Raw genomic sequence first — 11,705 nt, 5'->3', positions numbered from 1 at the left:
CGCGGTGGCGCGCGTATGGTCGATCCATGGGCAAGGACCAGTACAGCGAGCTGGAAGGGCAGACCTCCATCAACGAGCTGCTCGACGAGCCCATCGGCGACACCCACACCCAGCTGGTGCTGCCCATCCATGTCCAGCTCCGGCCGGGAGAATTCCGCCGCGTGTCCTGACGCTTTGTAAGGAGACCGCAGAACGTACGACGGCGGCGCTTGGGCTGGGTGCTGGCGGTTGACTGAGGGCGCGGCTGGCTCAGCTCTTCGTCCTCAGCCACTGCCCGGACCAGCCCGCAACCGGGCAAGCAGCCACACCGTCCGCGGAATCGGCCAGAGGATCGCCAAGGCGAGCACCGGGACCAGCGAGACGCCGACGTCGGGAAACTGGCGGATGATCACGAACAGGTGGGTGTCGAACCGGGCCGGGGCGTAGCTGAGGCACAGCCACAGCGCGAACCCGTCGAGGGCGAGGGCCACGGCGCCCCAAACCAGGGGAGCCCACCGCTTCCGGGCCGCCGCACGTCGCCGGAGCAGAACCGAAAGCACCAGCCACAAGCTCAGCAGCTCCGCCAGCAACAGCCCCAGGGAGACCGCCCAGCTGTAGCGCTGCAGCCAGTCCTCGAACACAACCGCGGGCACCGGGGACTGGCCGTGGAGGATCCGCAGGAGGTTGGTGTCGATGGCCTTCAGGCGCGATGGGGCAGCGGTGTCATTGCCGTTGATGACCAGGGCGACGCCGAGGCCTGCCGAGGGAACCATGGCCAGGTAGGTGTGGCTGTTGCCCCATTCCCCTTGATGCTCCAGGAGCAGCGGCAACTCCTCGTCCGGGACGGGCTGGGCCGCGGGATCGGCGGATTCGAAAAGCGGCCGGGTGAACCACCCCATGGCGTACCGCTTGGATCCTTCCACCTGCACCAGGGGCTCGAACATCGCCTCCACGCTCTGGGGCTGGAGGATCCGGGTATCGCCGTACCGTCCGCCGTCGAGCAGTGCGATCAGCTGATGGCCCAGGTCCTCGGCCGAGGCGTACAGGGTGGAGGACGGCATTCCGGTGGTGGGGGCGGGCACGTCCGTCTGGCGCCAGAACGAGCCGAACCACAGGGAATAGCCGGCGGCGGCGTTGTCCGCGCGTGCGGCAGCCCGCGTCGGATGTGTGTGCGTCATTTCCAGCGGCCCAAAGACGTGCTGCTCCAGGTACTCGCCGTACGGCTGGCCGGAAACCGTCTGCACCAGCAGGCCCAGGATGTTGAAGTTGGCGCTGGCATAGTGGAAGGCTTTGCCCGGTTCGCCGTCCAGCGGGGAAGCTGACAGGGCTCGGACCCCTTCTTCGAGGGCCTCCGGGCCCTGCGCGTCGGAGGCCTCGAAAGCCGTGTCCTTGGACGCCATGCCGCTGGCCTGGTGGAGCAGGTGGCGTACCGTGATGGCTTGCGAGCGGCTGTCGGCCAGCGTGAACCACGGCAGGTAGCTCTGCACCGGCTCATCCAGCCGCAGCCGGCCAGCCTCCACCTGCTGCATCACGGCGATGGCCGTGAGGGACTTGCTGGTGGAGGCCAGCAGCACCGGCGTCTGGGCGGTCATCGGCCGCCCGGAGTCGTCGGCGTGGCCGAAGGCGGCTGAGTGCACCTGGACACCGTCCCGGACGACGGCGATTGCGGCGCCCGGAATCCCCAGGGATTCGATCTGCTCCCGCAGGAAGGAGTCCACCGCGTGATACGTCTGCTCGGGATTAGCGGGTCCTGTGGCCGGCGGGTCGGCGGTAGCTGCGGCCGTCGCGGTGGCGCCGCCGAGGATCCCCGACGCCAAGAAGCACAGCAGGAGGCAGCGCGCTGACCAGGAAATAGTTCGCATGCCCGCACCTGCACTTCGACCGACCGTCCCTTCACGGTATGGCCTGGCCGCTTCGTAGACAATGCACGCCGCGTGGGGGAGTACGACGGCGGCGCCCGGCCTGAGCTCCGACCGTCGCCTCAGCTGTACAGCAGCGAGCCGGGCGTGGTGAGCTTTTGGCCGGTTTCCAGCCAGGTCTTCAGGCCGGAGAGAATCATCGGCCAGCCGCCGTAGAGTTCGTCGTTGGCGCCTTCGCGGAGCTGGTCGTGCGTGACGGTGAGGTGGCAGGAGTCTCCCACCTGTTCGATCTCCCAGGTGACGCGCGAGGTGCCTTCGGCCTTAACCTCGTCGTCCCACAGGGCCCGCATGCTCTGCACCAGCCGGCGCGGGGGATCGACCTCCAGGTTTTCGCCTTCGCCCAGGACCATGCCGTTGGCCTTGGGGTTGGTCATCTCGTAGTGGCCGCCCGGCGTCCAGTCCGCGGTGTGGGTGTTTCCGAACTGGTATTTGCTGCGGATGTCGCTGTTGGTGATGGCCTCCCAGAGGAGCTCCGGGGTGGTCTTGATGTAGATTTCGAAGATCTTTTCCATGGGACTTTCCAATCTGGATTTGAGGTCGCTGAGGGCAGCGGCCCATGGTTCTGCATATTTGCTCACCCAGCGGTCGTGGACAAGCCTGATGGGTACCGGATTCAGGAAATGGAGCTTTTCACGCCCCCGACGGCGGGTGACCACCAGTCCGGCTTCCTCAAGGATCTTGAGGTGCTTCATGATCCCGAAACGGGTCATGCTGAACCGTGCCTCAAGCGCGCTCAGCGTCTGCCCGTCCTCGCGGAAGAGCTCATCGAGCAGCTCTCTGCGGGTGGGGTCGGAGAGTGCCTTGAATACGGCGTCCATACGGCCAGAATAGGTGACATTTTGGTCACATGTCAACGGGTTTTGGGTGGTGCTGGAACATTCATCGGCACTTGAGTGTTTAGGATGCCCAAGAGGAACAGAACAGGAAGTTGCCCGGAGAGGACCGAATGGACAACATGCTTATCAACCACAACACCGAGTGGGAACGCTTCGAGGTGCTCTCCGACGGCCGCGTGATCGGCAAAGCCGCGTACAAGGATTACGACGACGGACGGCAGCGGATTTTCTACCACACGGTCATCAACGAGGAATATGGCGGACAGGGCCTGGCCGGGAAACTCGCCACGGAGGCGCTGGATCAGACGGTCGCCGCGGGCATGAAGATCGTTCCGGTGTGCGCGTTCATCAAGAAGTTCGTCGCCAAATACCCCGAGTACCAGGCGCACGTTGTTGCGGCCACTCCCGCGCACCTCAGTTTCCTGACCGAGGCACGGAACCAGTCGGCCCGGGTCTGAGTCCTCACCGCCGCGCTTCTCTTTCGAGCACCGGATTCATGGACTCTTGTTCCCGACCGGGCGGGGGTCAAGAATGTTCAGCATGAGGGCACACCTGGATCCCAGGAACGAAACCAGACGCGCAGCCATCGGCACGGCCCTGTTTTCGGCGGGACCGCTGACGGTGGTGGGGCTGGGGCCGTGGCTGTTGACGCGCTGGAAGGTGCAGGAACCCGTTCCCGGCGGCGCACCCGCGCAGCTCGCCGGCACCTTGCTGGTGGTTGCGGGCGCCAGCGTTGTTTCCAATTCCTTTGTCCGATTTGCCCTGGAAGGCATCGGAACCCCGGCTCCTTTCGCCCCGCCGAAGCGGCTGGTGGTGGGCGGACTTTACCGCTTCGTCCGGAACCCGATGTACCTGGCCATGGGCGCCGCCGTCGTCGGGCAGGGACTCATCCTCGGCCAGCCGAAGCTCCTCCGGGCTGCCGCGCTCGCGGCGATTCCTATTGCAGCCTTTGTCAGGTTCTACGAGGAACCCGCCCTGACCCGGAAGTTCGGCCCGGAGTACGTCCAGTTCAAGGAAAACGTGCCGCGGTGGCTGCCGCGGCTCACTCCGTGGCGGCAACCGCCAGCCCAAGAGGCCGCGGCTGAACGTTAACCGTGAACCGCGCACGCCTTCGGCAGCTTGTAGCCGCGCTATGCAGTTGGGGATCCGGGGTCTACGAACGCGATCTGGTGGCCCTTGAGGTCGGCGGATGGCTGAGAGGTTAACGGCTGCTTGTGCACACTTTTCGTGACCCAAAGCAACCATGCACCAGACTTAGGGGCGTGACGAACAAACCCCGCCCCGGCCTCGCGATCGCTGCACTCGGCCTCGGGACATCCCTGAACCCGCTGAACTCGTCCATGATCGCCGTCGCGTTGGTGGTGCTGCGGGAGGATTTCGCGCTCGACGTCGCGACAGTCACCTGGGTGATCACCTCGTTCTACCTCGCCTCGGCGGCCGGGCAGCCGCTCATGGGCAGGCTTGCCGACCGTTTCGGGCCGCGGCGCTTGTTCACCTTCGGGATGGCGTTGGTGGCGGTGACCTGCGCCGTGGCGCCGTTCCTGCCCAACTTCGCGCTGGTCTGTGTGGCCCGTGCGCTCATGGCCGTCGGAACCGCGACGGCGTACCCGTCCGCCGTCGTGATGGTCACCGAACTCAGCCGGCTGGCTGAGCTGCCATCCACCCGCCCGCTGGGGCGCATCCAGATGGCGAACACCTCGGCGGCCGCGGTGGGACCTGTCGTCGGCGGTTTGTTGGTGAGCCTGCTGGGCTGGCAGGCGCTGTTTGCGATCAACGTGCCGCTCGCTCTGCTTGCGCTGATTGTGGTGCACCGGGCGGCGCCGGCCGACGTCGGGCGCGAAACAGGCTCCCTCGGGAAACTGATCCGCGAGTCCGACATCCCCGGCATCCTTGCCTTCGTCGCCTCGCTCACGCTGGCCATGATGGCGCTGCTCAACGTGATTCCGGGCTACCGCTGGTGGCTCCTGGGCGCCGCGACCGTTGTGGCGGGGCTGTTTGCGTGGCGCGAGCTGCGCTTCAGGCCGCCGTTCCTGGATCTGCGGCTGCTGGGCCGAAACCGGCCGCTGCTGCTGGTGTATCTGCTGTTCGTCGTCTTCAGCGGGGTGTATTACTTCGTGTTCTTCGGCCTGCCGCAGCTGCTGCAGGAGGCAGGACATTACGACGCCGGGCTGGTGGGCCTGCTTGTGCTGCCCCTTTCCGCGGTGTCGGTTGTGGTTACCCCGCTGGTGGTGCGGTTCATCGAGCGCTTCGGAGTGCGTTCCGTGATGATCGCCGGGGCGTTGGTGCTCGCGGGTGCCTCGGGCGCGCTCGGATTGCTGACGTTGTCGCTGTGGCCACCGCTGGTGCTGGTGGCGGCAGCGCTGATGGGTGTTCCGTATGGCGCCGTGAGCACGGCCTCCAACCAGGGCCTGTACGTGTCCGCGCGGCCGGAGGAGAGGGGAGTGGCCGCCGGGATCTTCCAAACGTGCCGCTACCTGGGCGCGATCACGGCGACGGTGCTGATCGGTGTGCTGTACGGGCCCGGGGTGAACCAGTCGAACTGGGGGCTGATGGTGCTGGTGATGCTGGGGCTCAGTGCGGTGGTGGTGGTGCTGGCGGTGGCTTGGCGGAAGCCGGGGGTTTAGGGGCTCAGGGAGTCCTCCTGAAGCGTCAGCTCAGCCGAAGACGACCTTGCCATCCGAGTTGATGCGCCAGCCCGGGTTGTGCGCGATCTCCCAGATGATGCCGTTGGGGTCCTTCACGTGGCCGTGGAAAATGCCGCCGAAGGCGCCGGCCTGCGCTGGCTTCAGGATGGTGGCCCCGGCTGCTGCCAGCCTCTCGATGGTGCTGGACACTTCGGCTGCGCTGCCGACATTGTGCGAGAGCGTCACTCCGCTGACGCCAAGAGTTTTCTCCTGGTTGTTCAGGTCCTGGTCGAACTTCACGGCGTCGAACAGTCCGAGGACCAGCCCGGGCGCCACCTGGAAGAAGATGATCTCGCCGGGGACATCCATCAACGGGTCCCAGCCGAGGCCGTCCTTGTAGAAGCCGCGGGCGCGGCCAAGGTCCTGGGTGGCGAAAGTGATGAAGTGCAGTTGCTGGTCCATGGGGGAATCGTAGCCCGCTGCGCGCGGGCATGCCCGGCTTGTTGAGGACCCGTCCGGGGCGGTGGGAGGATGAATCCGTGGAACCCTTCTTTGACTTCCTTGGCAGCTACTGGTGGCTCATCTTCCCCATCGGCGGGATGGCCGGCGGCTGGGCACGGCAATGGTCCAAGGCCAGCGAACGCCGCCACCGTCGCCGAGTGGAGCTCTACAAGCTCAAGAACCAGACCGTGCAGGCTGAGCAGGCCAGCCAGTCCGAGGTCGCCGCGCTGATTGCGGCGCACGACGCCGTGAACCAGCGGTGGCTGGACTACGAACTCGACGTCGGGAAGCTCATCGACTTCCCGGTCATGACGGATGTGCGGGAACCTCTCACGGTCGCGTTCCTCCGGGCGAAGAAGGAAGCCGACGGTCTGCGGCCAGCCGCCCCGGGAGAAATCACGACGGCGGCCCGGCTGGCGGAGTACCGGGCAGCCGTGAACGGCTTCGAGCTGGCCTTCGACGTCGCAGAGCGCGAGGCCAAGCGAATCAAGGATCACAACTTCACTGAGCCAGAACGCCAGCGGTTAGCGACCGCCAAGAAGCTGCTCAACATCGCCTCCGATAACGCCGCGACACCGGCCGAGCGGCAGACCGCCTACAAGCGCGCCCGGCGGGAACTGGATGGACTGATCGTCCTGCCCGAGGCTACGGTAGCGGCGCTGGAAGAGAAGATCGCGGGGGAGCTGGGCGCGCCACACGTCCCAGAGTGACCGGCCGGAATACTGCTTCGGGCTGACGGGGGCGGCACAATCCGAAGGTCGGGAGGCCTGGTACGAGGTCATCCTGCATGGACCCCGTACCAGCCCGTTTGGATTACTTCGCCCAGGTGCTTCCCGAGCAGAGCGCGTGTGCGCCCGTGCCGCTGCCGGTGTTCTTTCCGGCGCTCTTGCCGTCGATCAGGATTTCACAGCTCACTGCGGCGCTTGGGTCGCTGTAGCTGCCGGTCACCGAAAGGCTTGTGATGTTGAATTCCTTCGACGTGATGGATTTCCTCCAATCCGCAGTAATGTCTTCCTGCGATGACCCGCCAGGTGTCCAGTAGGACAAGGTGGCCGGACCGGACGTTGTGACGACATACTCCACCGTGTGCTCCGCATTGATGCTCTTGTCTACGGCCTGTACAGCGGCACCCACGACGGCAGTCACGATACCGGCGATGATAAGGCTGACGACACCGAGAACGATGCCTGCGATGGCCGTGCCCTTCTTCCGGTTCTTAAGGAAGACGGCGATAAGACCAAGGATGATGGCGACAGGGCCGAGGAAGAAAGCGACCATTCCCACGAGAGGAATGAGGCTAAACGCTGCGGCGACGATACCCACGACGAGTGATGCGACGCCGAGCCCATTCTTTCGCTTTTCCTCAACGATTTGGACGCGGTGGATCTGCGGTGATTCGGGTGATGCAGCTGGCAACGCGCCGTTATTGAAGTCAGACATGGTTCCCCATTTTCGTAGTTCGGTGAGACCCTTCCTGAACGCCAAATCAGACAATTATCTGAAACAGTTATCCACAATCAGCGGATTGCTGTTGCGTTCCGTGGTCCTTGCTGAAGCATATATGGTGCCTCTGACAAAAACTTATGCGTCGTGCGGAGATGTTCAGCCGGAGGGTCCATAGTTGCGCTTGGAGCCTTTTCCTTGCGTCTCAAGCAGTGTTGTCCTCCCCGTCGCCCGGCCCGGCTTACTGTTCGCTTGGTGCATCGTCCTGAACGGTCATGCCGAGATTCTTCCCATGCATCCACAGAACGACGTCCATTATGCGGAGGTCTGAGATTTGCAGATTGATCTCGGATTGCTCGCGGATGGCATGGAGACGCTCGGCGAGCCCGCGATCGCCAGTCAGGGCAGCGTGCCATCTGGTCCATTGTCCATCGGCACTCTCAAGGCCCATGAGCGGGGCTACCACCGAGTCGTAGATGGGAATGAGATGGGGCCGTTTCCGGGCCAATATTTTGCTAGCGGTTGTCGCTCCAACGCCCCATCGGTAAGTATCCGTACCCCGGAGCAGCCGCCACAGTTTGTTAGCCGGGCTATCGGAGCCCAGGAACCCCTCATAGTCTTTAGCATCGACTTCGTGGAGGGCCCTGTCCGTAGGAATTTGCTCCAGTAGTCCGGCGATATCATCGGATCGAGTTTCAAGGATCCCAATCGCCGCTGTCGCCGGGAAACGAATGGACAAGAGCGAAACAGCCACGAGATCGTCTGCGGTAATTTCATTTGCAATTTCTGATCGGTCGCCACCGCCGGCCCAATTGTCGAAGCGGCTGCCCGTGCGCGGAAGATCATGGCGGTACACCTTCGTGTAGTAGTCACGCACAAGAGCAGCGGCGTTGTTAACGTGCTCCGACGTGAGGATTTCTGGCAATGTCATGGCCGTGCCCTTTGCAATTGTTTGTTGACTATCGAGTTGGATTGTGGTCGTCGGGAAACCTGCGTTCAGCTGCCCTGATGACGGGGCAACGTCTCTATTCAGCGTGGAGCACCGGTTTCCACGCCTGCATCCGCGACAAAGCAACCTTCAGCTCCCGTCCGCCCGCTTCCGCCAGCAACTCTGAATCACCAACCACCACCAGCAGACTCCGCGCCCGGGACAAGCCGACGTAGAGTTGCTCAGCCGCCCGTTCCATGTCCTTGAATCCGTTGACGCAAAGCACCACAACCGAGCGTTCCAATCCTTTGAAGCCCAACACATGGCCATAGAACTCGGCTTCGCCGGCGTGGAACTCGCGCCAATACTCTTCAGTGGCGCCGCGTTCGAAGAAGTCCAGGTGCACCGGGTGTCGGTTCTTGGTGGTGAGGAGCGCAATCTGGTTGTTGGCCCATCCTTCAGCGATGAGCGCGTCTACGCAGTCACCCGCGACGTCGAGCGCCTCATCGGAGGTGCATTCGACCATCCGGACAGGCAGACCCGTGCTTCCGCGGGGTGTGAAGTGTTCACCCGCAAAACCCTTGAAGGTCTCGGCGATCTTTCGGGTGTTGCGCAGATTCTCATCGATGTGGATGGGCGCGAACGTCGCGGTGGGACCGAACGCGAAGTCCGCCGTCGTGCCGTTCCACCTGCGGTAGACGTCCTGGTGGTCGTCCATGAACGCGTAGACCTCTCCGCCAGCGGGGTCCTTGGTGCAGGCGAGCAGCGCGTCCCACCACAGCGGGGCAAAGTCTTGGGCCTCATCGACGACGACGGCATCCAAGCGCTCACTCGGCTCCATGCCGGCTGCCAGTTCCTTCAGCATCCGGGGCATTTCCACATCGAAGTAGTCCTGCCCTGAACCGTCCGGGACGCCCAGCCCGCGCACGTATTCGTGGAATTCGCCGGTGAACACGGGCTTGGCCTGGCGCCACGTGGAGACACGGTCCCGGAGATATTGGCCCAGGCCCTTGTTGTAGCAAAAGAGGCCGACGCGTTTGCCTTGTTTGCTGAGCAGCCGGGCCTTCTCCACCGCCAGCCAGGTCTTGCCGCTGCCCGCACCGCCGGTGAAGCGGATCCGGGGGAGTGACCGGGTTGCCTGAAGCAACACGGCCTGACGCTCCGTGAGGTGGTCCTGAACGTCTTCATCCTCCTGGGGGTTGCTGGCGGGCCCGACGGCGGCATCAAGGTCTCCGCTCAACTTGCGGACGATGCGGTCCAGGAATGCCGGTGCCAGCGGGGCGGCCCCGCCCCCTTCGTTCTCGATTGCCCGGCGCACAAGTTCGGCGGGGGTTCTGCTGTCGATCTGGTCCAGGATCAACGATCGAGGGCAGCCGGCCATGGCCCAGTTGTCGGGCACATCCGTGTACGGCAGGCTGACCATGTATACGAAGCGGCTGCTCAGGCGTGAACCAAGCTGGTTCTCAAGCCAGTTCTTGAGGGCGTGCAAGGAGCTTTGCGACTGGGCCACGGGGCTCTGAATCTTGCGCTTGTGGGTCCGGTCTGATTGGTACCACTGGCCCTCGGCGATGCTGACCTGGCCGCCTTTGACCTCGATGGCGGCGATGCCCACGCCGGGCCAGAGGACGAGGAGATCAATCTCGTATTCGCTCCGGCCGTCGCGGATCTGGACGGAGTGGGCCAGCACGACGTCGTCGGGAAGCGTTCGCTTCAGCGACTCCCAGGCAGCCTTCTCCGCCAGCTGTCCCTCGCCGAACTCCGGTTCCTCCGGTATGCACCTCATTGCTGCCCCTAAAACTGATGAACCGGCTGTCCGGCTAGCACTGATCCAACGTTAGCCGGGCGCACGCGGCTCGCCATGGCGACACGAACGGAGCCGCTCAGGCCTGTGTTCCGTCATGGACTGTCACGCTGGCCAGTTCGATGACGCCGTCGGCACACTTCCAATAGTGAAGGCGCCTTGCGGCCGCGACATTCTGTTCGATGTAGAGTCTCCAGCAGACATCTTGGCCGCCGTTGCGGGTCACGGCCGGGGATCCTCCGGAAGCAGCGGTGCGAAGCTGGTGTGCCTCACGTGCGCTGAGCTTTGCCGGATCGTTGACGAGGAGGTCAACGATCGCCTTGCAGGCTTTCTTCTGCTTTTCCTGGGGCTGATCCCTCAGGCTCCTGAGAAATTCTCCACCGATTCGGTACCGGCCCAAGGGCAGTCTGCTCTTTTCGGACGCCGGGATCTGGACCGCCCATGAGTATTTCAGCCGGAAGTCGAAGTCCTTGTCCGGATCCAGGAAAACCTGGTCCGGCACTGCCTCGTCCTTTCGGACGGCACGCAGCTTCTTCCGAAGATCTGAAAGTTGCCGATTCGTGGTGGCAAGCTCGCGGCGGAGGCGGTCGATTTCCCGCTCGACGCCGGACAGCTCTGCTGCCTGCTGGCGGCCAAGCATCACGTCTGCATCCAGCAGAGCCGCGTGCGTCTGATGCCGGTTGTTTGCGGCCCGCAACACCTGAAGCTCCACTTCAAGCTGCTGCACCTTGGCTCGTTCCGTGGCCAGCGCCAGTCCCGCTGATTTGAGGGCCTTGGCGCCTGCTGGGGACCTTTCATCCGGGGCTTCGGGCGCAGGTGTGTTGTGAAGGGATTGCGCCGTGGAAGTCCTCTGCACAAGGTCACGGCCCGGGACCAACCACGGCCCGCCACCTGGAACCAGCTCGGGTGCCCTCAGCACGGGTTCGGAGTCGTCGACGTCGAGCATCGACAGCCCTACATGACCGCTGCGTCGATGGAGCCTGACGGCGACAACTTCACCCACGGTCAGGAGGTCGGCTACTGAATCGAGTTCGTTGGACGAGATACTGCTGAGAACTACTCGGTCCTGCGCTTCTTCCGTGCCCTGGGCTTACAGGCTAGGCCTTCGCCACGCCAGAGCCGGCGGATCCGCTTCCTGTTCAGCGCCACCCCGTCCCATGCAGGCTGGGCCAGGAGGTGCCAGCGGGCCTTCCGCCAGCCCCACGCGGGATGCTTCACGGCCACGGCCCTCAGGTCCGCGCGCAGCTGCACCTCCTGGAATCCCATGTCAGGTTTCTTCTTGCGGAACGCGGACCGGTTCTGACCCAGAATTTTGCACTCAAGGCGCTCTGATGCCCCGAACTTCTCCACTGCCATGCGCACGGCACGGCGACGCGGTTCGGGGCTTAGGGTTTTCCCTTCGCCACCTCGTTCAGGATGTCGATGGCCAGTTCCTTCTCTGCCAGCTGCCGCTTGAGCCGGGCGTTCTCCTTCTCCAGCTGCTTGGTCCGCCTGGATGCCTCGGCGTTCTTCTCGGAACCGTACTGGTTCAGCCAGCGGTACCAGGTCGCCTCGGTGATCTGGAGTCCTTGATGACTTCGACCATCGGGCGTCCGTCGTTGAGCATTCTCTGGCCCTGCCGGACCTTGGCGATGACCTGCTCGGGGGTGCGTCTGCGTGCCATGCTTCGTGAAA

12 protein-coding genes and 1 pseudogene are annotated in these 11,705 nt (G+C 64.1%); 5 read left to right on the top strand and 8 right to left on the bottom strand.

All coding sequences use genetic code 11. The features are described from left to right. Positions 1–26 precede the first annotated feature (26 nt). A complete protein-coding gene (locus tag J1902_RS01385; RefSeq protein ID WP_207614392.1) occupies positions 27–170 on the top strand; it encodes a hypothetical protein in 144 nt (47 codons plus the stop codon). A 93-nt stretch (positions 171–263) separates the two neighbouring features. Here J1902_RS01385 and J1902_RS01380 read toward each other — a convergent pair whose 3' ends face one another. Both J1902_RS01380 and J1902_RS01375 read right to left on the bottom strand, forming a co-directional pair. Next, entirely contained in the window at positions 264–1,841 is a 1,578-nt protein-coding gene (locus J1902_RS01380) for a serine hydrolase domain-containing protein (protein ID WP_207614391.1), read from the bottom strand. Between the two features lie 119 nt (positions 1,842–1,960). Next, complete coding sequence (locus J1902_RS01375; RefSeq protein ID WP_207614390.1) at positions 1,961–2,716, bottom strand: ArsR/SmtB family transcription factor; 756 nt, start codon at positions 2,714–2,716, stop codon at positions 1,961–1,963. Between the two features lie 128 nt (positions 2,717–2,844). Here J1902_RS01375 and J1902_RS01370 point away from each other — a divergent pair, with 128 nt between their 5' ends. The 3 genes from J1902_RS01370 (at position 2,845) to J1902_RS01360 (ending at position 5,358) form a co-directional block, all read left to right on the top strand. Then, entirely contained in the window at positions 2,845–3,192 is a 348-nt protein-coding gene (locus tag J1902_RS01370) for a GNAT family N-acetyltransferase (RefSeq protein WP_207614389.1), read from the top strand. Positions 3,193–3,274: 82 nt separating this feature from the next. Further along, complete coding sequence (locus J1902_RS01365) at positions 3,275–3,826, top strand: methyltransferase family protein (protein WP_207614388.1); 552 nt, start codon at positions 3,275–3,277, stop codon at positions 3,824–3,826. Between the two features lie 170 nt (positions 3,827–3,996). Beyond that, positions 3,997–5,358, top strand: coding sequence for an MFS transporter (locus J1902_RS01360; RefSeq protein ID WP_207614387.1), 1,362 nt, complete (start codon positions 3,997–3,999; stop codon positions 5,356–5,358). A gap of 30 nt (positions 5,359–5,388) precedes the next feature. Here the strand turns inward: J1902_RS01360 and J1902_RS01355 are convergent, their stop codons facing one another. After that, positions 5,389–5,820, bottom strand: coding sequence for a VOC family protein (locus J1902_RS01355; protein WP_207614386.1), 432 nt, complete (start codon positions 5,818–5,820; stop codon positions 5,389–5,391). Between the two features lie 77 nt (positions 5,821–5,897). Between J1902_RS01355 and J1902_RS01350 the strand changes: the two genes are divergently transcribed. Then, a complete protein-coding gene (locus J1902_RS01350) occupies positions 5,898–6,569 on the top strand; it encodes a hypothetical protein (RefSeq protein WP_207614385.1) in 672 nt (223 codons plus the stop codon). 103 nt (positions 6,570–6,672) lie between these two features. On the opposite strand, the gene J1902_RS01345 is transcribed toward J1902_RS01350, so the two are convergent. The 5 genes and pseudogenes from J1902_RS01345 to J1902_RS01325 all read right to left on the bottom strand — a co-directional run. Continuing rightward, positions 6,673–7,299, bottom strand: a complete 627-nt coding sequence (locus J1902_RS01345) for a DUF4190 domain-containing protein (RefSeq protein WP_207614384.1) — start codon at positions 7,297–7,299, stop codon at positions 6,673–6,675. A 244-nt stretch (positions 7,300–7,543) separates the two neighbouring features. Continuing rightward, positions 7,544–8,233 carry a DUF6308 family protein gene (locus J1902_RS01340; RefSeq protein WP_207614383.1) on the bottom strand — a complete coding sequence of 230 codons (690 nt, stop codon included), beginning with the start codon at positions 8,231–8,233 and terminating at the stop codon, positions 7,544–7,546. A gap of 94 nt (positions 8,234–8,327) precedes the next feature. Beyond that, entirely contained in the window at positions 8,328–10,013 is a 1,686-nt protein-coding gene (locus J1902_RS01335) for an NERD domain-containing protein (RefSeq protein WP_207614382.1), read from the bottom strand. A gap of 97 nt (positions 10,014–10,110) precedes the next feature. Further along, complete coding sequence (locus J1902_RS01330; protein WP_207614381.1) at positions 10,111–11,034, bottom strand: hypothetical protein; 924 nt, start codon at positions 11,032–11,034, stop codon at positions 10,111–10,113. A 59-nt stretch (positions 11,035–11,093) separates the two neighbouring features. After that, positions 11,094–11,694 (bottom strand): annotated as a pseudogene (locus J1902_RS01325) (transposase); the annotation flags it as partial. Between the last annotated feature and the right edge of the window lie 11 nt (positions 11,695–11,705).

Origin of the sequence: Arthrobacter cavernae, from assembly GCF_017368795.1 — a bacterium.
GTDB lineage: Bacteria > Actinomycetota > Actinomycetes > Actinomycetales > Micrococcaceae > Arthrobacter > Arthrobacter cavernae.
Note: the sequence above shows the minus strand (reverse complement) of the source record. Positions and strands in the feature narration are given on the sequence as shown.